Genomic DNA, 19,092 nt, shown 5'->3' with positions numbered 1-19,092 from the left:
GATGTACCTGTGGGAGCTGGCTTGCCAGCGAAGGGCGCGACGCCGCTTTAATCAGTAGCCCCGCGCGAAGTCGACCTCACCGCGCAAGCCCTGCCCCGCTTCATACGCCCGCAGATTCTCCACGAACAAGCGCACCATCGCCGTCGGCGAGGTCGGCGCCGAGCTGTGCCCGGTCAACAGCAGGCCCCAGGCGGTCCAGAACGGATGGCGCTGCGGCAATGGTTCCTGGCGACACACATCGATCACCGCCCCCGCCAGATGCCCCAGCCTCAAGGCCTCGACCAGGTCTGCATCGACCACCGCTACCCCGCGCCCGGCATTGATGAACAGCGCCTCGGGGTTGAACCGGGCAAACATTGCCGCGTCATACAGGTCGCACGTTGCCGGCGTATCGGGCAACAGGTTGACCACATAATCCACCTGCCCCACCAGACGCCCCAGATCTTCCAGCCCTGCCACCTCGACGAATGGCGCCTGCTCGCGCGCCTGGCTGGCAACCCCGTATACGGTGACGCCAAACGGCAGCAGGAACTCGGCCACCTGCTGGCCAATGTCACCCGTACCCACAATCAGCACGCGCCGCCCCTCCAGGCTGCGCCCCAGGCGCCCATCCCATTTGCGCTCCACCTGGCTGACCAGGCGCGCCAGCACCTCGCGCTCGTGCCCCAGCATGTAGGTGAGCACGTACTCGGCCATTACCTGGCCAAAAATGCCCACCGCACGGGTCAGGCGGTACTCGCGTGGCAAACCTTCGGCCAGCAGCGGCGTAATCCCGGCCCAGGTCGACTGCACCCAGGCCGGAGCATGGCCCTGGCGCACCAGCGTGGCGAGCAGGTCAGGCTGGCCCAGCCATACCGGGCAATCGGCAGCCAGTGCCGACAGCTCGGCAGAGTCGCCGCTGGTCAGCACCTCCAGGGCCGGCAGCGCCTCGCGCAGCAGGCGAGCGTAAAGGGCATGATCCTGTTCGGCGATCAGAACGCGCATGTTTTAGACAACCTTGGCAGCAGCCATGGTGCCGGCCCGGTGTACACCGCACGCCGCACCATGCAAAACGGAGGAAGGGTCAGATCGGATCGTTGCGGCGCAACAACTCTTCGGGCAGGTGCTCGATGTACTCGTCTTCGAGTGGCGGCATCTGCAGGTGATAGCCCTGCTTTTTCGAGGTTTTCCAGCACCTTGCTGATGTCTTCACGGGCCAGTTGGCGCTCCGGGGTCAACACCAGGTCGAATGCATGCACAGGCTTGCCAAATGCCGGCAGCAAGCCCTCGGGCACACGTTCCAGGCCATCCGCCTTGAGCACGTAGAGGTACATTTCATGCTTGCGTGGGCTCTTGTAGATCGAGCAGATACGTTTCATGGCTGGTCTCCGGCGCCGGCAAGGCAATCCAGCAGCGCCTGGCCCATCCGCTCGCGACGCCAGCCACGCAACGAATCAGGCAGTTGATAAGGCCCGTTGGGGTAGCCGCTCTTGAGCAGCGCCTCAAGGGTTTTCTTGCGCAGCATCAGCTCGGGGGCGATGTTCAGGCGTTCGCCTTCGGCCTGGCCAACGGCACGCAGTTGCTTGAGCAGCGCCGACGCTTCTATCGGCAACGGCTCGGGCAATGCCGGCGGCCATTCGCCGGGCGGCACGCTGGCAGCCTTGCGGATCAGTTGCAGCAGGAACTCGCCATCCTGGCGGAGGGTGCGCGGGTGCATGTCTTCGATCTTGGCCAGCGCCGACAGGTTATCGGGCTGGGTACGCGCGATCGGCCACAGCGAATGCTCGCGCAGCACGCGGTTGCGCGGCAGGTCGCGGGCACGCGCCTCGCGCTCGCGCCAGGCACACAGCTCGCGCAGTACCGCCAACTGCGCCCGCGAAAGTTTCCAGGCCAGCTTGGCATCACGGTACAGCTCGTACGGGTCGATTTCGCGACGCAGTTGCGCCACCAGCTCGGCGCCGTCTTCCAGCACCCAGGCGTACTTGTCGTCGGACAGCTGCGGGCGCAGGCGTTCGTACACTTCGGCCAGGTGCACCGCATCTTCGGCGGCGTAGCTGACCTGGGTCTCCGACAGCGGGCGCTGCAACCAGTCCGAGCGGGTCTCGCCCTTGGGCAGCTCGATGCCGAGCACCTCCTGCACCAGGCGTGAATAGCCCATGGAGAAACCGAGGTTGAGGTAACCGGCCGCCAACTGGGTGTCGAACAACGGTGCCGGCAGGCTGCCGGTCAGGCGCAACAGCACTTCGAGGTCTTCGCTGCAGGCGTGCAGCACCTTGGTGACACTGGTGTCTTCGAGCAGGCCGGCCAGCGGCTGCCAGTCACCGATCTGCAGCGGATCGATCAGAAACGCGCGCTGCCCGTCGCCGACCTGGATCAACCCGGCGATGGGATAAAACGTGTCGACCCGCATGAACTCGGTATCAAGCGCTACATAGGGCAACTGCCGCCACTGCTGGCAGTGTTCGGCCAGGCTGCGGTCGTCGCAAATCCAGTGAATATCGATGGCCACAAGGCTCTCCCACGAACAATGGCGCGCAGTATATACGGCGCAGGCCACTGCCGGGAAACCGCACGACAGCCGTTCCCTTGCCAGTGGCCCATGGGGGGCGTCAGTGGGTAGCCACGACCGGACGGCACCCGGCGAACAGGTCCAGGTGTGCGTCATACACCGAGGTCTGCACACGCAGCAGGCCCAGCACCGAATGGAACAGGTTGTCCTGACTCAGCGGCTGGTGGCGTGTACGTTCCAGGCAGTCGGTGTCAAGCGCAAAGTCCTTGCGGTAGCCATCGGAGAACCACGCCAGCATCGGCACGTGCTTTTGCTGCTCGGGCGCCAGCATGTACGGGGTGCCATGCAGGAACAGGTTGTACTCGCCCAGCGACTCGCCATGGTCGGAAAGGTAGAGCATGGCGGTGTCGACCTGGCCCTGCTTGCTGCGCAGGGTGTCGATCAGCGAGGCCAGCACGTGGTCGGTGTACACCAGGGTGTTGTCATACGCGTTGATGATGCTCTGGCGGTCGCATTTGTCCAGGGCGTTGCTGCGGCACACCGGGGTGAAACGCTCATAGGCTGGCGGGTATCGCTTGAAGTACTCCGGGCCGTGGCTGCCCATCTGGTGCAACACCAGCACGGTGTCCTGTTGCAGGTTGTCGATCATCGCGTCCAGACCCTGCAGCAGGATGTCGTCGTGGCATTCGCTGTTGGCACACAGGGCCGGGTCCTTGAGGTCGCTCACATCGACGAACGCCACGCGGTCACAGGTACCTTTGCAGCCAGACTGGTTGTCGCGCCAGCGCACATCGAGGCCGGCATGCTTGAGCACGTCCAGCAGGCCTTCCTGGTTCTTCGCCTTGCTGGCGTCGTATTGCTTGCGGGTGAAGTTGGAAAACATGCAGGGCACCGACACGGCGGTTTCGGTCCCGCAGGAATGTACATCGCTGAACGCAATCAGCCCGTCTTGCTTGCTCAACTGCGGTGTTGTATCACGGCTGTAACCGAGCAGGCCGAAGTTCTCGGCCCGGGCACTCTCGCCCACCACCAGTACCGTCAGTGACTTGCGCCCCTGTTGCTGCACCGCCAGCGGCCGCACGGCATCTTCACCCAGGCTGCGGAACGGCTCGCGCGCCGAGCCCAGTTGCTCGCGCAGATAACCGACGGTGGCCCCCACAACGTTGCTGGGCACGATCATCAGGCGCAACTCATGGTGATTGCGAAACAGTGATGACAAGCCCTGGTAGTTGAGCAGTGCAACACTGGCCAGTACACCGGCACTGGCCACTCCCACCAGTAATTTGCTGAACAAGGCAGGCCCGAGAGAGCGGTAAAACAATCGGCGTCTTGTACAGCACGATAACCGGCACAACCCCCAGCAGCACAATATAAGCAAGCAACTTCAAGGACAGCAGATCACGTACTTCGGTGGCATTGGTTTCCACGGTATTGCGCAACATGCCGATATCCATCAGCACGCCATAGCGGTTCATGAAATACGCAACCCCCGCACTCACCAGAAACAGCAGCGCCAGCACCGGTTTGAGCACAGGCCGGAAGGCCAGCAGGGTCAACACCAAATTGAATGCACACAGCAGCATCACGGCAAACGCGGCGCGCAACAATAGGCCTGCCACGTCGCCCGGCACAATCGAGAAAACATGCTGCCACAGTACCGCATTGAAGCCGAACAGCAGGTACAGGCTGGCAATCAACGTAACCCATTCGGCACGCAGGGGTTTGACCTTGAACATGGCACTTCGCTTTTTGAATAGTCCGTAATGATGTCGTTACAACATCGATGTGTAACAGGGCGGACTGTAGGCAGCGTGCCATCAATTTTTTGTGAAAAAGACGCCAACAAATAATTGCAGTGTGTTCATGTTCAAACTGAATGCGTCATGTTCAGTGTTCATTCAGGAACAGGGCAGCAACGCCCTGCTCCCGATCATTGCTCACGTCGGCAGCAACACCTTGACGTAGCTGTCGCGGTCCATGTCGGTCACTTCGACGCTCAATTGCACCTCAAGCCCCGACACGTCGTGCACGGCCTCTTTCAGCACCTCGAGCAGGCTGCTCGACAACTGTTGCTTGACCTCGCTGGAGCGGCCACTGAGCAGCGCCAGCCGGACACAGGCGAACGCCCGCGCCACTGGGGCCACGCCGACGCGAAACTGGGCAAAGGCCTGGGCACGGGCCTTGATATCGAGTTCCTGAGCGAACTGACCACTGCCCACCAGGGTATGGTTCAGGCGCAGCAGGGTTTTCTCGACGTCCAGTTGCTTCAGGTTGTCGCTGTACTCCAGGTGCAGATGCGGCATTGCGCGTGCGTCCGTTCAGGTCAGTAGGGCCTACAGACTACCCCACCCGCCGACACCGGCAAAGGCGTCTATCCTGAAGGATCATGCCCCCCACCAACCCGGAAGAGGTGAACAAATGCCGGTCAAACACGATTTGCTTGCGGACCTGAACCTGACCAAGGAGGCGTTCAACGAGAAAAAGCAAAGCGATTGGCGCCTGAGCCAGTTGCACGACCAATACAATACGATTGATGCCGAAGTCCTTGAGGCTGAAGACGGCGGGCCAGCGATGACCAGGTCACGGAGCTGCGCAAGAAACGACTCTGGGTGAAGGACGAGATCGTCAAGCACCTCAAGCCTGCTCACTGATCCTCGAGCAGAGGCTGCGCCTGTGCGCTCAGGCGCAGCGCCTCGAGCCCGGCATAGGCAGCGCTGGCCCAATGCTCGATACGTTCGCGCAGCAGTGGCGAGGCCTCGCGCTGTTTGGCCTGGCCGTCTGCCACGAACGCCTGCGAAGGTGTCTTGGCATGCACACCGATTGCGGTGAACGCCCGCCCTATCGCCGCCTCGTCCAGACCGAACATGGCCGCCAGGCGCCCACCCATGGCCTGCGGCAGTTCGCTGTAGTTGAGCGCCAGCCCGCCGCTCGCCGCGCAGTGCTGCAACCCGGCCTGCAGGAGCAACCCCAGGCGCCGCGCCATGTCATCCTCGCAGCTGACGAACGGCTGTATGCCGTCCAGATGCGCGGCGCCAAGCATGCCAGGAACCATGTGCACCCCGGCCCGACGCAGGTGCGAGACGGCAATTTCCAGCGGATCGCGGTACAGGTACAACCAGGGCACGTCGGGGAAGCTGCCGTGCAGCAGCGCAAACTCCACGATGTTCCAGGCATCGAGCTTGATCACCAGTGCGGTCTCGCGCCCGCTGCGGACCTGACCATACGCCGACAGCAATCCCTGGATCGCCGCTTCACGCTGCCGGGCTGGCATCACGCTGCGCAGGAGGGTGTCGAGTGGCGGTGGCTCGGAAATCACGATATGCGTATCCAGACGTGCCAGCATCTGGCCAATCAGCGTTGAGCCACAGCGTGAGGCATGATGAATGAACGCCGTGGGAGCCAACCCCGGACTCGCCTGTTGCCAGTCACTCAGAGCACTCAATGGCGTCACACGGCGCAGTGCCTGGTTGAACGGCAGGCGCAAGGCATCGTCTACCTCATCGCGAAAGAATGGCTGGTGCAGGCGCTGCTGGCCAAACCAGCACCAGTCCACCCACCACTGTTGCTGCTCCTGCCAGATACGGATCGGCAGCCACCCCTTGAAACTCAGACTTTCCATTGATCGCTCCAGCGCGCTCGCCCCGCACGCATCGCCGCACGCAGATGCTCACGGTCAAACTCCAGGCCCTGCGCAGCGGCCATTGCCAGGGTGCGCTGGATAAACGCCTCGACATCCTGCAATGCCTGAAGCTCGGCGCAGGCCTGGGGCTGTTGCAGCAACCATTGCTGGAACTGTGCGAACGCTTGCCCCGCCTGTCCGCGCCCCGGGGCCGGAGTGGTGGGCAGGCCCGCCGCGATCGTTTGCATGATCCAGGGGCCGGGGCGGCAATCTACCACCAGGTGGATCCGTGCCGAACGATCACGGTTATGCACGCTGTGCCGCCGGCACAGGTCGAGAAACCAGCATTCACCGGCAGCCATGGGGATACGCTGCCCATCGAGCATGAAATCCACCTGGGGCGGGCTCAGCAACGGTATATGCAAACGCAGGTCGGCATCCTCGCCGTCCAGGTCGTAGTCGCGGTGCTCATGGATCTGCGCGCCAGGGCCCAGGCGCAGCAAACGCGCCGAGCGGATGTCCAGCGCCAGCCCCTGCAACCCCTGCTGCCAGCGTGCATCACGCAGCCAAGGCGCGGATGACAGCGCAGCTCCGGCACCATGGCCGAGGGCAACAGGCGCATCCACGGCAGCGATCAACGCCACGCCGCTCCAGTCGCCGGCGTAATAGTGCTGATTGAAATGCGGCTGCCAGTCGTCTTCGCCAATCTCATCCAGCGCCGCCAGGAGCAAGGGCAGATCAACCGTTACCGGCAGTCGGGCGCAGAGCGGGCGGCTCATGGTGTGGGCACCCGGCCGTGGTCCTCAAGCCAGCCAAGCAACGGCTCCACGCAGCGCTGCAATGGCTGCACCCCGCTCTCGATCACCAAGGCCGCTTGCTGCGGCGCCTCGTAGGGTGCCGACACCCCGGTGAACCCCGCCAGCTGGCCGGCGCGGCGAATGTTCTCGTCGCGGTCGCTGTCACTGAAGCCCAGGTCGCGGTTCAACCCGGTGCGCAGCGCATCACCGTCGAGCACCAGGCTGTTGACATGGCGACTGAACAGTTGCGCTTGCAGCGCCTGGGCCACGCTCGATTTGCCGGAGGCGGGCAAGCCGGTGAGCAGTATCGCAACGGCCGCATGACCATTACGTACCTCACGCTGGCGCCGGCTGATCGCGGGCGCGCTTTCGGGGAGCGCTGGGGGCACAGAAAGGCGGGAACTGAGGCTGAGCAAGCGCGCACCTATGGGCAAGTCCTTTTGTAGGACAAAGCATACCCGAGGGGCAATTGGGGGCACTAGTGGTGTTTTGACATCGCGCCATTGTTGCAGCCTGACTGATGCTCTAGTCTGCTGCCAATGGGTGTGCAGGGCACAACTTGGCAAGAAAAGGACTTGAGAGCGCCATGTCTGACCGCGAACAACTTCAACAATACGGCTATGCGCTGCTTGCCCAAGCGATCCCGGCCCAGTGGCTGGATGAGCTGCGTGGCGTATTCGATGCCGGGGTAAAGCCGTACGAGCAATGGCCATTGCCACGGGGCGTGGGCTGGCGTCACTCATAGCTGGACTGTGATTCGAGGGTCCAGGCGGTGTGCCGCTTGCCGCACGTACTGGCGGTGGTGGGTGAGTTGATTGCCGAACGGTCTTTCCTCGCCCAGGTGCAAGGACGTGAACCGCTCGCCGGCGCTGGCCATCAGTGGCTGCACCGCGACCTGTCGGCCCAGCGGCCAGGCGACACGGTCAACGCACTGGTGTATCTGGACGACTACGGCCCCGCGAACGGTGCGACGCGCATCGTCCCTGCCAGTCACCGGCCAGCCTTCGACTTCAATGACGAGTCCGGCACTGTCCAGCTGTCAGGCACAGCGGGGGATATCCTGGTGTTTGATGCCGATCTGGTACATGCGGGCAGCCTGAACGTGACTGGTGCGCGTCGGCGCACCCTGCTGATCAGCTACTTTTCGGAGCAGTTGTATGCGTCACATCTGCAGACAGCGAGCCTGCGCAGTGCTCGGATGCAGGCGAGCGAGCGGTTCAAGCCTGTGGGTGTTTGATCGGTATAGCAAGGCACAGCGCGCGCCTGATATCCGCATTGATATCAGCACTGTCTTCCAGCCCCACGGAGATTCGAACCAGGCCGTCGGGTACGCCTGTTTTTTCCAGATCATTGCCTTCCCTGGCAAAACTGCCGTAGTGGTAGCACAGCGACTCGATATTGCCAAAGGTGGTACCCAGGCGTATCAGTTGCAGATGGCGAACAAAGGTTGTGCCCGCTTCGCGCGAAGCAAAGACAATCGCGACAAGACCGGTATGCAGTGATGAACAGATGCCGTTGGCCTGTGCACTTTGAGTCGACCACACGGCTCGCCAGTCCAGTTGGGGAAACTCTTCACGCAGCATTGCAATGACCGCGTGCGCATTCTCGGTATGTTTTTTCAATCTCAGCGGCAGCGTTCTCAAGCCGCGCACCGTGAGCCATGCCGAAAACGGATCGAGGATGAGCCCTGCGCTGTCTCTGTGGTATTTCAATGCCTTGAATAACGCCGGGGCATTGGTACTGACCATTCCGCCCATCACGTCACCGTGACCATTGATGTGCTTGGTAATGGAGTACAGCGTCACTGCAGCGCCGAGTGACAGTGGTTTCTGGCAGACCGGGGTAAGCAAGGTGTTATCGACGACAAGCAAAACATTGTTGTTGTCGCACAGTTGTGCCAGATCAGGAATGTTGATATCCAGAAAAGCCGGATTGGTGGGGGCTTCGATAAATATCATCCTGGTCTGTGGCCGTATGGCCGCCGCGAAGGCCGCGACCCCGTAGTCCTCGATAATCGACAGCGCAATACCGCGATTGCTCGCTTCATACTCAAGCTGCTCAATGACTTCATAGAACAGGCTGTGCGGCACGATAACGTGGTCGCCGGCCCTCAACAGGGCGCGAAAGACCAGCAGGCAAGCCGTCATGCCGCTGTTGACTGCCAAACTGTAGGCACAGCCTTCAAGGGCACGAAACTTTGCCTCCAATACTGAAACCGTTGGATTGGCATAACGCTGGTATGCAAAGTTTTCCACCTCTGCATTGCCGAGCATTTCCCGCCCTTCTTCGATCGACCCCAGAAGGGTCGCCGCATTGCACACCAGCGCAGGGACAGGAAACTGGTTCAACCCGGTCTCATGCTGGCCTAAATGAATTGCCTTGGTAGCAGGCCCTAAAGCCGTGCAAACAAAGTAATCACGGCGCTGCACTGCCAGTGGGTCGGTTTTTTCTGGTGGACTCATGAAAGGCCTGATTCCGAAAGGCGGCAAAGGCACGTGAGTGACGCGCTGCGCCGTGGCGAGTTACGCGTATTGATAGCAAGGCACCACTTTCCCACCGAGCGAAACGATGGAGAACCGTTCCATTTTTGGCATGACGGCGCAGGCCAGGCTGACCCGATTGGCGCTGGCGTGCAGCTCCTTCAGCCACAGCGGATGGCCGGCGTTGAAACACGTACGCTTCAAATGTGACAGGTGCTGATCCAGCGGCATTGGCTCTGGGTCTTCAGGCATGCGGCAAGCCAGCATCTTGGCGCGTTGGCGGGCATCGAACGCCATGCGCAAGCAACGCAACAGCCGTGGATGCCGTGCCAGGTTGTTGTTCGAGTGTGCCCACTCCTGTGTCACGTGCTCAACGCCTTCGGCCACTTTATATTGCTGCACCAACTCCTTGATGGCACGGGCTGCGGCATGGCTTGGATACAGTGAACAACCGCCACCAATGACGTGGATATCAGCAATGGTTCTATCCGGGCAATAGGCGATGAAAACGGGATAGGGTATCTGGCTGGTGGCATCAAACACCTCAATAGAGGCGCCCAAGGCAATCTCTGCGTCACGCAAGGTATTCATCAACGCTTCTGGCATGGACGCGTGATCAATCTTCTTTATCGGCGCCTTTGAGTCATAGAAGAAATGTTGTGCGATAAAGCGCCCGATGCCATGGCGCTCGATGACTTCACTGGCGGCATGTATCGCCGCTTCTGTAAACCCAACGCCGGCGGCCACACCCGTGCCGCAGGAATACCGGCGCGCAGCGGCATAGTCAACGTCATCGCCGGGAATCGATTCCTGTGCATATCGATGGTTGATCAGGAAGGCCGGGTAGAGCAATCCAACGCCAGCGGATGCCTCGTGCGCCTCAAAGGTCAGTGCGCCGATCTGTGAGGCGTCTGCGCGCTGTAGCATCTGCATGGGGAGCACGTGCTGCAAGGCCGGTTGAGAGGCGACCAGATCGAAACCGTGCAATGCACTGTAGTGACGTAACTGAAGCGGCCCCATGGCATGCTCATACGCCTCATATTTCGCGCCGACACGCGCCTCGGCTTCATACCCTTTGCCGCAACCGACGTCTTCCATGCCACAGCTGTCATAAGGGAAGTGCAGCGTGGCGACCGTGCTGGACAGCGGGCTACCGTAACGTTGCAGGGTGACCTGTATTCCTTCGTCGGAAAAATGCTGATCGATTGCACGTTCTGCGTCATATAAGGACAGCGAGCGTTCTGGGGCAATTGTTTTCACAGGCAAGAAGTTCCCATATAGACCAAAAAAAAATGAGGCGTGATATCCGCCTCATTTCATTTCCTTTATTCCGCCAGTACAGCAACCTCTTCTGGCGTGAAGTCTTCTTCTGCCTTGACGACTTCACGTTCGTCGTCAGCGGGTTGATCAACGTTGAATTCATTAATATACATGCAGCAGTACTTACCCATAGGACTATCCTTTTCAGACGGGATTAAAGTGTGCACTTGTTTAACCGGTGCACTGAAAGAATAGGGTTCGTGACAGCGGCTGCACATAGGAAAAGTCCTGATTGCAGGAACGAATCGATTATTCGGCAGGTACTATTTTTTTCGGCGGCGCGATAGGTGCCAGGCACCGCGATTGAGTTCCAGTGAACGCAACAGGAGGGGGAAAATGATTATTTACGGACGATCAAAAAACAAAAACCCCTGAAACCATAGGTTTCAGGGGTTTTCATTTGTATGGCGGAGAGATAGGGATTTGAACCCTAGGTACTGTCGCCAGTACAACGGATTTCGAATCCGTCCCGTTCGGCCACTCCGGCATCTCTCCAGTGGCGCGCATGATACCAGCAGTTTTGCGAAACGCAAAGCTTCTTGCGAAAAAAAATTCGCGTGGTATCAGGCGCTTGCGTCAGACCACCGCCTTACAGCGGCACGCCCAGACGCTTGGCAACTTCTTCGTAGGCTTCGATCACGTCGCCCAGCCCCTGGCGGAAGCGGTCCTTGTCCATCTTCTTGCGGGTTTCCTTGTCCCACAGGCGGCAACCGTCCGGGCTGAACTCGTCGCCCAGCACGATCTCGCCATGGAACACACCGAACTCCAGCTTGAAGTCGACCAGCAGCAGGCCGGCATCATCGAACAGCTTGCTCAGCACTTCGTTGACCTTCAACGACAGCGCCTTCATTTTCACCAACTGCTCGGCAGTGCCCCAGCCAAATGCCACGACGTGGGATTCGTTGATGAACGGGTCACCCTTCTCGTCGTTCTTGAGGAACAGTTCGAAGGTCGAAGGCTCCAGCTTGATGCCCTCCTCCACGCCCAGGCGCTTGACCAGGCTGCCGGCCGCGTAGTTGCGCACCACGCATTCGACCGGGATCATGTCGAGTTTCTTGACTAGGCATTCGGTGTCGCCCAGCAGCTTGTCGAACTGGGTAGGAATGCCAGCTTCTTCAAGCTTCTGCATGATGAAGGCGTTGAACTTGTTGTTCACCGTACCCTTGCGGTCGAGCTGTTCGATACGCTTGCCGTCGAACGCCGAGGTGTCGTTGCGAAACAGCAGGATCAAGCGGTCTGCGTCGTCGGTCTTGTACACCGACTTGGCTTTGCCGCGGTAGAGTTCTTCACGTTTTTCCATGATGGGCTCCGCTTGCTAAATTGAGATGGGCTAGGCGATTTCACGCCAGTCGAGCCCGTAATCCTGATTCGCCACTTGCAGCCAGTCCGGGTCACACCCAAGGGCATCGACAAAACATTGCCGGGCCAGCTGTGGCAGGTTGTTCTTGCTGCTGAGGTGGGCCAGCACCAGGTGCTGCAGGTTCTGCCAGCCCAACTCCGACACCAGGCGCGCAGCCTGGTGGTTGTTCAAATGTCCGTAGTCGCCCCCCACACGCTGCTTGAGGAACATCGGGTAATGCCCGCGCCCCAGCATGTCACGACAATGGTTGGCTTCGATCAGCAAGGCATCCAGGCCCTGATAGCTGTCGAGCAGGGCCGCGTCGTACGAGCCCAGGTCGGTCAACACGCCAAAGCGCCGGCGACCGTCGCTGAACACATACTGCAAAGGCTCCAGCGCGTCATGGCTGACGCCCACGGCGGCAATGCTCAGTTCGCCCAGTTGCAAAGTATCGCCTGCTGCCACAAAGCCGGCCGCCTCGACCGGCTTGCGCATCCCGCGCAAGGTGCCACGGCTGAGGTACACCGGCACATTGTAGCGCCGTGCCAGCAACCCTACCCCATGCACGTGGTCGGCATGTTCGTGGGTAACCAGCACGGCGCTCAACTGCGCTGCCGACACCCCGAGCAGCGCCAGGCGCCGCTCGGTCTCGCGCAGGGAAAAACCGCAATCCACCAGTACGCAGGTACTGCCACTGGCGATCAGCGTGCCATTTCCCTGGCTGCCACTTCCGAGTACGGCGAAGCGCACTTAACCCAGGTTGTCCTGGATGACGCTCAGCACGCGACGGGCGACATCGGCCGGGGCCACGGTGTTGATGTTCTTCTCGACGGTTACCTGCACGCTGTCACCGACCTTGCTCAGGCGAACCTGATAACGCTCGGCACGGGCTTCACGCTCTTCCTTGCTCGGCGCGCTGCCGAACAGACGGCTGAAGAAACCAGGCTCCTGGTCCTTGGCATCGGCTTTCTCGGCCAGGTTGATGTAGTACAGGCCCAGGCTGCGGTTGATGTCTTCGACACGCCATTCACCCTGTTCCAGCGCACGACCAACGCTGGACCAGGCACGGTCGAGGTCGGCGCCCAGGTTCAGTACCGGGTTGCCGCTGCCGTCTTCGCTCAGGCTGACACGGCTCGGCGTGTCGAAATCACGCGCGGCCAACAGCGACACCGAACCGCCCTTCTCGGCGCTGCGGGTCATGCTGGCGAGCATTTCGTCGACCAGCGCGGCGTCCACACCGGTATCGCCACGCGCCGGGAAGGCGCTGTCGGCGGTGCTGCCGGCTGCGCGCTCGACGGTCACGACATAGACTTCACTGGTATTGCGCTGCACACCCGGCTCGATACGCACCCGTGCCCGCACTTCGCCATCGCTGCTGCCTGCCACGCCGCGCAGGCGCTGGGCCATGGACGCGGACAGTTCGTCGAAGCGCTGCCAGGTGGTGTTGAATTCACCGGTTTGCGGACGCTCTTCAGCGATACGGAAACCGTTGTCCTCGAAGAACTGACGCGCCACCGGCCACACTTCGGCAGGTGCACGCTGAGCCAGCACCCAACGCGAGGCACCGCTCTTCTGCAGGCTGAAATCACTGATGTCGGCACCGCCGACAGCGGCTGCGGACGCGGCACTTCGAACTCGCCCTTGACGTTGTCGTCGGCGACATTGCGCGGGATCGGCAGCAGCGGGTCAAGACGCTTGACGTTGCTGACATCCGGTGGCAGCTGCATCGGCGGCTTCTGAGTGGCCTCCAGATAATCGCTGCCGCGGTCACGGAAGTAACCCTCTTCACCCCACAGCCAGCCACAACCACTGGTGCTGGAGATGATCAAGGCAAGGGCGGAAAGACCAGCCAATCGCTTCATGCGGTGTACGTCCTCAATTAAAACTTCAGGCCGCACTGGCGCATCGCCTGGCGTACCGTATCGTGACAGGAGTCGCTCAGCCAGGTCAGGGGCAGGCGGATGCCTTTGTGCATCAGGCCCATTTCAACCAGAGCCCACTTCACCGGAATCGGGTTGGCTTCGATGAACAGGTGCTTGTGCAGCGGCATCAGTTGTTCGTTGATGGCACGGGCCTCGTCAGCCTTGCCTTCGAGCGCGGCATTGCACAGGTCGGCCATTTCGCGCGGGGCGACGTTGGCGGTCACCGAGATATTGCCCTTGCCGCCCAGCAGGATCAGTTCGACGGCGGTCGGATCATCGCCCGACAGCACGATGAAATCCTTGCTCACGCCGTCCAGGATCGCCTTGGCACGCGCCAGGTCGCCGGTGGCTTCCTTGATGCCGATGATGTTCGGCACGCTGGACAGGCGGATCACGGTCTCGGCCTGCATGTCGCAGGAGGTGCGGCCGGGAACGTTGTAGAGAATCTGCGGGATGTCGACGGCTTCGGCGATGTGCTTGAAGTGCTGGTACAGGCCTTCCTGGGTCGGCTTGTTGTAGTACGGCACCACCAGCAGGCAGGCATCGGCACCGGCGTTCTTGGCGTTGCGGGTCAGCTCGACGGCTTCGCGGGTCGAGTTGGCGCCAGTACCGGCGATCACCGGAATGCGGCCATTGACCTGCTTGACCACGAATTCGATGACCTTGATGTGCTCTTCGACATCCAGGGTCGCCGACTCGCCGGTGGTACCGACCGCGACGATGGCGTGGGTGCCGTTTTCCAGGTGGAAGTCCACGAGTTTGCTGAGGCTGTCCCAGTCAAGACGCCCTTGTGCATCCATGGGTGTGACCAATGCCACCATACTGCCCGCAATCATGAAACTGCTCCTGCCGGAAAAAGAGAGCGGTAATGGTACTGGCGCCACCGGGCTTGCACAAGCGAAGCAGGCGGCAGGAGCATTCCCCTCGGCGGCCATTTTCGCTACCCTTCTGTCTTTGATCGGTACACAGCGGCCCGCCGGGCTGCCGACAACGCGCCCCGACAGTGCCCGAACCCTCGATCCTGAGCCACGGAACCACGCCGACCAGCCTATTTGCCGCGTCACGTACCGACCGCTCATCGCTTTAGGAATGCTGCATGTCCACCCCCACCGTTCGCGAACAATTCCTTGTCATCAGTGCCCTGGGCGCCAATCCCATGGAACTGACCAACATCCTGTGCCGGGCCAGCAACGACAATCGCTGCTCGGTCGTCACCTCGCGCCTGACCCGCCACGGCGAGTGCAGCGCATTGGTACTGCAGGTGACGGGCAGCTGGGACGCCCTGGCGCGTTTCGAGGCGGCCCTGCCGACCCTGGCCAAGAAGCACACCTTCACCGTCAACGTGGTGCGCAGCGCCGAGCTCGAGGTACGCCCGCTGTCGCTGCCGTACGTCGCTTATGTGAGCGCGGCCTACCGCCCGGACATCATCAACGAGCTATGCCAGTTCTTCATCGACCACAACGTGGAGCTGGAGAACCTGACCTGCGACACGTACCAGGCGCCACAGACCGGCGGCACCATGCTCAACGCCACCTTCACCGTGACCCTGCCGGCCGCACCCAGATCAGTTGGCTGCGTGACCAGTTCCTGGACTTCTCCGACGCCCTGAACCTGGATGCGCTGATCGAACCGTGGCGCCCACAGAACCCCATGTAAGGAAACCCCAATGGCCGTAGTACTCGATCAACCTGTCGCCGATTTCGATGCGCAGGCCACCAGCGCCAAGGCACTCAGCCTGAGCGGCCTGAAGGGTCGCCAGGTGGTGATCTATTTCTATCCCAAGGACAGCACGCCCGGCTGCACCACCGAAGGCCAGGGGTTCCGCGACCAGTACGCGGCGTTCCAGGCAGCCAACACCGAGGTGTTCGGCGTGTCGCGCGATGGCCTGAAGTCGCATGAGAACTTCAAGGCCAAGCAGGCGTTCCCGTTCGAGCTGATCAGCGACAAGGACGAGGCGCTGTGCCAGCTGTTCGACGTGATCAAGCTCAAGAAGCTGTACGGCAAGGAATACCTGGGCGTGGACCGCAGCACCTTCCTGATCGACAGCGCGGGTGTGTTGCGCAAGGAATGGCGCGGCGTGAAGGTGCCTGGGCATGTCGACGCGGTACTGGCTGAAGCCCAGGCATTGAACCAGGCCTGAAAAAAGCTTCGCTGGCAAGCCAGCGAAGGGCCCTCAGAGCAGCGGCGCCACCACCGGCTCGCGCCGCGGCCAGGCATCCAGCACGGCCTTGAACAGGGTTGCCAGCGGGATCGCGAAGAAGATCCCCCAGAACCCCCACAACCCGCCAAACAACAGCACCGCACAGATGATCGCCACCGGGTGCAGGCTCACCGCCTCGGAGAACAGCAGCGGCACCAGCACGTTGCCATCCAGCGCCTGGATGATCGCGTACACCGCCATCAGGTAGATGAACTGGTCGCCCCAGCCCCACTGGAACAGCGCGATCAAGGTCACCGGCACGGTCACCACCACCGCCCCCACGTACGGCACCACCACCGACAAGCCCACCAGCAAGGCGAGCAACGCCGCATAGTTCAGCCCCAGGGCGATGAAGGCAATGTAGGTGGCCACCCCGCAGATCAGGATCTCGATGCCCTTGCCGCGGATATAGTTGGCGATCTGCCGGTTCATCTCTTCGGCCACGCGGGTCATCAAGGCACGCTCGCGTGGCAGGTAACCACTGACCCAACGCGCGATTTGCTCGCGGTCCTTGAGAAAGAAGAACACCAGGATCGGCACCAGCACCAGGTAGATCATGATGTTGACCAGCAGTGGCAGGCTCGACAACGAGAAGGTCAATGCCCACTGGCCAAACTTGCCAATCTCGCCACGCATCGCCTCGATAGCCTGCAACACCTGCTCGTCCGAAACCAGGTGCGGGTAGCGCTCCGGCAGCAACAACAGCAGCGATTGCCACTTGCCCAGCATGCCCGGCAACTCGTTGAACAGGGTGATCAACTGATGCCAGAGCAACGGCACCAGCACCAGCAAGAACACCGCCAGCGCGCCCAGGAACAAGGTGAACACCAGCCCCACCGCCGCCTTGCTGGGCACGCGCAAGCGCTCCAGGGCGTTGACCAGGCCCTGCATCAGAAACGCCAGCACCATCCCCGCCAGCACCGGCGCCAGCATCCCACCCAGGGTCAGGATCGCGGTAAAACCCAACAACAGCAGCACTGCCAGCACCACCGCTTCCTCGTCTGAGAAGTAGCGGTGCAGCCAGCCACGAAGCACTTTGAACATCGATGATCCTTAGGAAAGAGGGCTCAGGCTTTCTTCAGCCAGTAGGTGTAGACACCGGCCTGGGCCTGTTCTTGCAGCAGCGTGTGACCGGCCAATCGGGCAAAAGTGCGAAAGTCGCGCTGCGAGCCGGCGTCGGTGGCAATCACCTTGAGCACCGCGCCACTGGCCAGCCGGTTGAGTTCGAGCTTGGCCTTGAGCAGGGGCAGCGGACAGTTCAGGCCACTGGCATCCAGTTCGGCATCGCAGGGTAGAGCATCAAGCATCGGGCTTCTCCAGGCAGCTGCGTGCCCACGGCAGGTAGTGGCGCGCACAAGCCTCGTAGAATACCGCCACTGGTCGTCAACGTGTGAGCCGGCTACAGTAAGGTTCTTTGTCGACCAGAGCTTCGTGCATGAATTTTCTGCGCCCCACCCTGCTGACGCTGGCCTGCCTGCTGGCTCTACCGAGCCATGCCGACGACCTGCCGTCGCTTGGCGACGCCAGCTCTGCCATTGTGTCCCCGCAACAGGAGCATCAACTGGGCCGTGCCTGGTTGAGCCTGTTGCGCGGCAATGTCAGCCAGCTGTCCGACCCCCAGCTCAAGGACTACGTCGAAACCAGCGTCTACCGCCTTGCCGAAACCAGCCAGCTGCAGGACCGACGCCTGGAGTTCATCCTGATCGACAGCAAGGAACTCAACGCCTTTGCCGCCCCCGGCGGGATTGTCGGGGTCAACGGCGGCCTGTTCCTGAATGCGCAGACCGAAGGTGAGTACGCCTCGGTGCTGGCCCACGAACTGGCGCACTTGTCGCAACGCCACTTCGCCCGCGGCGTCGAGGCCCAGCAGCGCATGCAGTTGCCGATGATGGGCGCCCTGCTGGTAGGCATCATCGCCGCAGCGGCAGGCGCTGGCGACGCCGGCATCGCGGCGATCGCCGGCACCCAGGCGGCGGCCATCCAGGAGCAGCGGCGCTTTTCGCGCCAGAACGAACAGGAAGCCGACCGTATCGGTATCGTCAACCTGGAAAAGGCCGGCTACGACCCACGCACCATGCCGACCATGTTCGAGCGGCTGATGCGCCAGTACCAGTACAGTGCAAAGCCGCCGGAATTCCTGTTGACCCACCCGGTAACCGAATCGCGGGTCGCCGACACCCGCAACCGCGCCGAACAGGCGGCCAAGGGCGGCGTCGAAGACAGCCTGCGCTACCAGCTGATTCGCGCCCGCCTGCAACTGATCTACGAAGGCACGCCAGGCCTTGCAGCCAAGCGCTTTCGTGCCCTGCTCGACGACAACCCCAAGCTCGATGCGGCGCGTTATGGCCTGGCTTTGGCACAGATCAAGGGCGGCCAGTTGAACGAGGCCCGCGAGAGCCTCAAACCGTTACTGGCCAAGGCCCCCAACGACATCACCTACAACCTGGCGCAGATCGACCTGGACATCACCAACAACCGCCTGGCCGATGCCCAGCAGCGGGTCGACAGGATGGCCGCGCTGTACCCCAGGAACTATCCGTTGCAACAGGTGCGCGCCGACCTGCTGCTCAAGCAGAATCGCCCGGCCGAGGCACAGAAGGCGTTGGAGACGCTGCTCAAGAGCCGCCCGGACGATCCGGACGTGTGGTACGAGGTGGCCGAGACACGCGGCCTGGCGGGCAACACCATCGGCTTGCACCAGGCCCGTGCGGAGTACTTCACGCTGGTGGGGGATTTCGATCAGGCGATCCAGCAGCTGGACTTTGCCAAGCCCGTGCAGGCAACAATTTCCCGTTGGCGTCGAAGATCGATGCACGCCAGCGCGAGATTCTGGAACAGCAGCGGATGGTCAAGGAAATGATGCGCTAACGCGCATCGAGGCTACTAGCAACCGTTCGCCGGCAAGGCCGGCTCCTACAGAAGTATGT

At 61.6% G+C, this 19,092-nt stretch carries 16 protein-coding genes, 1 tRNA gene and 6 pseudogenes; 5 read left to right on the top strand and 18 right to left on the bottom strand.

The annotated features are described in order from the left end of the window. Nucleotides 1–51 precede the first annotated feature (51 nt). The 5 genes and pseudogenes from G3436_RS12315 to G3436_RS12295 all read right to left on the bottom strand — a co-directional run bounded on the left by G3436_RS12315 (nucleotide 52) and on the right by G3436_RS12295 (nucleotide 4,791). Nucleotides 52–984 carry a D-2-hydroxyacid dehydrogenase gene (locus tag G3436_RS12315; RefSeq protein WP_163945237.1) on the bottom strand — a complete coding sequence of 311 codons (933 nt, stop codon included), beginning with the start codon at nucleotides 982–984 and terminating at the stop codon, nucleotides 52–54. Between the two features lie 79 nt (nucleotides 985–1,063). Next, nucleotides 1,064–1,358: pseudogene (locus G3436_RS12310) on the bottom strand (YcgL domain-containing protein). Beyond that, nucleotides 1,355–2,488, bottom strand: coding sequence for a ribonuclease D (rnd, locus tag G3436_RS12305; RefSeq protein ID WP_163945234.1), 1,134 nt, complete (start codon nucleotides 2,486–2,488; stop codon nucleotides 1,355–1,357). Before rnd ends, G3436_RS12310 begins: the two are co-directional and overlap by 4 nt. 100 nt (nucleotides 2,489–2,588) lie before the next feature. Continuing rightward, nucleotides 2,589–4,224 (bottom strand): annotated as a pseudogene (locus tag G3436_RS12300) (phosphoethanolamine transferase). Nucleotides 4,225–4,425: 201 nt separating this feature from the next. Further along, entirely contained in the window at nucleotides 4,426–4,791 is a 366-nt protein-coding gene (locus G3436_RS12295; RefSeq protein ID WP_163945231.1) for a 5-carboxymethyl-2-hydroxymuconate Delta-isomerase, read from the bottom strand. Nucleotides 4,792–4,906: 115 nt separating this feature from the next. On the opposite strand from G3436_RS12295, the gene G3436_RS12290 reads away from it, so the two are divergent. Continuing rightward, nucleotides 4,907–5,101 carry a hypothetical protein gene (locus G3436_RS12290; RefSeq protein WP_338001245.1) on the top strand — a complete coding sequence of 65 codons (195 nt, stop codon included), beginning with the start codon at nucleotides 4,907–4,909 and terminating at the stop codon, nucleotides 5,099–5,101. 31 nt (nucleotides 5,102–5,132) lie between these two features. Here G3436_RS12290 and G3436_RS12285 read toward each other — a convergent pair whose 3' ends face one another. The 3 genes from G3436_RS12285 to G3436_RS12275 are packed head-to-tail and all read right to left on the bottom strand — an operon-like array spanning nucleotide 5,133 to nucleotide 7,293. Then, a complete protein-coding gene (locus tag G3436_RS12285; protein ID WP_163945229.1) occupies nucleotides 5,133–6,107 on the bottom strand; it encodes a sulfotransferase family protein in 975 nt (324 codons plus the stop codon). Then, nucleotides 6,095–6,886 (bottom strand): aspartyl/asparaginyl beta-hydroxylase domain-containing protein, encoded by a 792-nt coding sequence (locus G3436_RS12280; RefSeq protein WP_163945226.1) that lies wholly within the window; start codon nucleotides 6,884–6,886, stop codon nucleotides 6,095–6,097. Before G3436_RS12280 ends, G3436_RS12285 begins: the two co-directional genes overlap by 13 nt. Further along, a complete protein-coding gene (locus G3436_RS12275) occupies nucleotides 6,883–7,293 on the bottom strand; it encodes an adenylyl-sulfate kinase (RefSeq protein WP_163945223.1) in 411 nt (136 codons plus the stop codon). Before G3436_RS12275 ends, G3436_RS12280 begins: the two co-directional genes overlap by 4 nt. 197 nt (nucleotides 7,294–7,490) lie before the next feature. On the opposite strand from G3436_RS12275, the pseudogene G3436_RS12270 reads away from it, so the two are divergent. Next, nucleotides 7,491–8,141, top strand: a pseudogene (locus G3436_RS12270) (phytanoyl-CoA dioxygenase family protein). Here the strand turns inward: G3436_RS12270 and G3436_RS12265 are convergent. From G3436_RS12265 to dapA, 8 genes and pseudogenes are all read right to left on the bottom strand, one after another. Next, a complete protein-coding gene (locus tag G3436_RS12265; protein ID WP_163945221.1) occupies nucleotides 8,122–9,366 on the bottom strand; it encodes a trans-sulfuration enzyme family protein in 1,245 nt (414 codons plus the stop codon). The pseudogene G3436_RS12270 and the gene G3436_RS12265 sit on opposite strands and share 20 nt — an antisense overlap. A 60-nt stretch (nucleotides 9,367–9,426) precedes the next feature. After that, entirely contained in the window at nucleotides 9,427–10,644 is a 1,218-nt protein-coding gene (locus G3436_RS12260; RefSeq protein WP_163945218.1) for a YcaO-like family protein, read from the bottom strand. A 65-nt stretch (nucleotides 10,645–10,709) separates the two neighbouring features. After that, a complete protein-coding gene (locus tag G3436_RS28280; protein WP_279538616.1) occupies nucleotides 10,710–10,835 on the bottom strand; it encodes a hypothetical protein in 126 nt (41 codons plus the stop codon). Nucleotides 10,836–11,109: 274 nt separating this feature from the next. Beyond that, a tRNA-Ser gene (locus tag G3436_RS12255) sits at nucleotides 11,110–11,199 on the bottom strand. 94 nt (nucleotides 11,200–11,293) lie between these two features. After that, complete coding sequence (purC, locus tag G3436_RS12250) at nucleotides 11,294–12,004, bottom strand: phosphoribosylaminoimidazolesuccinocarboxamide synthase (RefSeq protein ID WP_163945215.1); 711 nt, start codon at nucleotides 12,002–12,004, stop codon at nucleotides 11,294–11,296. Between the two features lie 30 nt (nucleotides 12,005–12,034). Next, nucleotides 12,035–12,793 (bottom strand): MBL fold metallo-hydrolase, encoded by a 759-nt coding sequence (locus tag G3436_RS12245; protein WP_163945213.1) that lies wholly within the window; start codon nucleotides 12,791–12,793, stop codon nucleotides 12,035–12,037. Continuing rightward, nucleotides 12,794–13,905, bottom strand: a pseudogene (gene bamC / locus G3436_RS12240) (outer membrane protein assembly factor BamC). It lies immediately after the preceding gene. Nucleotides 13,906–13,922: 17 nt separating this feature from the next. Then, on the bottom strand, nucleotides 13,923–14,801 hold the full coding sequence (gene dapA, locus G3436_RS12235) for a 4-hydroxy-tetrahydrodipicolinate synthase (protein WP_163945210.1): 879 nt from the start codon (nucleotides 14,799–14,801) through the stop codon (nucleotides 13,923–13,925). Nucleotides 14,802–15,061: 260 nt separating this feature from the next. On the opposite strand from dapA, the pseudogene G3436_RS12230 reads away from it, so the two are divergent. Further along, nucleotides 15,062–15,621 (top strand): annotated as a pseudogene (locus G3436_RS12230) (glycine cleavage system transcriptional repressor). A gap of 10 nt (nucleotides 15,622–15,631) precedes the next feature. Continuing rightward, nucleotides 15,632–16,105, top strand: coding sequence for a peroxiredoxin (locus tag G3436_RS12225; protein ID WP_163945207.1), 474 nt, complete (start codon nucleotides 15,632–15,634; stop codon nucleotides 16,103–16,105). 33 nt (nucleotides 16,106–16,138) lie between these two features. Here G3436_RS12225 and G3436_RS12220 read toward each other — a convergent pair whose 3' ends face one another. Beyond that, nucleotides 16,139–17,209, bottom strand: a complete 1,071-nt coding sequence (locus tag G3436_RS12220) for an AI-2E family transporter (RefSeq protein WP_163945205.1) — start codon at nucleotides 17,207–17,209, stop codon at nucleotides 16,139–16,141. Between the two features lie 23 nt (nucleotides 17,210–17,232). Beyond that, the gene (locus G3436_RS12215) at nucleotides 17,233–17,472 is read right to left on the bottom strand and encodes a sulfurtransferase TusA family protein (RefSeq protein ID WP_163945203.1); all 240 of its coding nucleotides are present in this window, start codon (nucleotides 17,470–17,472) and stop codon (nucleotides 17,233–17,235) included. 128 nt (nucleotides 17,473–17,600) lie between these two features. Here G3436_RS12215 and G3436_RS12210 point away from each other — a divergent pair. Next, a pseudogene (locus G3436_RS12210) lies at nucleotides 17,601–19,033 on the top strand (M48 family metallopeptidase). Nucleotides 19,034–19,092: the final 59 nt, after the last annotated feature.

Origin of the sequence: Pseudomonas brassicae (genome assembly GCF_010671725.1) — a bacterium.
GTDB lineage: Bacteria > Pseudomonadota > Gammaproteobacteria > Pseudomonadales > Pseudomonadaceae > Aquipseudomonas > Aquipseudomonas brassicae.
The sequence above is the reverse complement of the archived record's forward strand: the minus strand, read 5'-3'. Positions and strand labels throughout refer to the sequence as shown.

Bases quoted from the DNA above. Each gene is read 5' to 3' on its own strand.
- G3436_RS12315 (WP_163945237.1), bottom strand. From the start codon at position 984: ATGCGCGTTCTGATCGCCGAACAGGATCATGCCCTTTACGCTCGCCTG.
- G3436_RS12295 (WP_163945231.1), bottom strand. From the start codon at position 4,791: ATGCCGCATCTGCACCTGGAGTACAGCGACAACCTGAAGCAACTGGAC.
- G3436_RS12290 (WP_338001245.1), top strand. From the start codon at position 4,907: ATGCCGGTCAAACACGATTTGCTTGCGGACCTGAACCTGACCAAGGAG.
- G3436_RS12285 (WP_163945229.1), bottom strand. From the start codon at position 6,107: ATGGAAAGTCTGAGTTTCAAGGGGTGGCTGCCGATCCGTATCTGGCAG.
- G3436_RS12280 (WP_163945226.1), bottom strand. From the start codon at position 6,886: ATGAGCCGCCCGCTCTGCGCCCGACTGCCGGTAACGGTTGATCTGCCC.
- G3436_RS12265 (WP_163945221.1), bottom strand. From the start codon at position 9,366: ATGAGTCCACCAGAAAAAACCGACCCACTGGCAGTGCAGCGCCGTGAT.
- G3436_RS28280 (WP_279538616.1), bottom strand. From the start codon at position 10,835: ATGGGTAAGTACTGCTGCATGTATATTAATGAATTCAACGTTGATCAA.
- purC (WP_163945215.1), bottom strand. From the start codon at position 12,004: ATGGAAAAACGTGAAGAACTCTACCGCGGCAAAGCCAAGTCGGTGTAC.
- dapA (WP_163945210.1), bottom strand. From the start codon at position 14,801: ATGATTGCGGGCAGTATGGTGGCATTGGTCACACCCATGGATGCACAA.
- G3436_RS12225 (WP_163945207.1), top strand. From the start codon at position 15,632: ATGGCCGTAGTACTCGATCAACCTGTCGCCGATTTCGATGCGCAGGCC.
- G3436_RS12220 (WP_163945205.1), bottom strand. From the start codon at position 17,209: ATGTTCAAAGTGCTTCGTGGCTGGCTGCACCGCTACTTCTCAGACGAG.
- G3436_RS12215 (WP_163945203.1), bottom strand. From the start codon at position 17,472: ATGCTTGATGCTCTACCCTGCGATGCCGAACTGGATGCCAGTGGCCTG.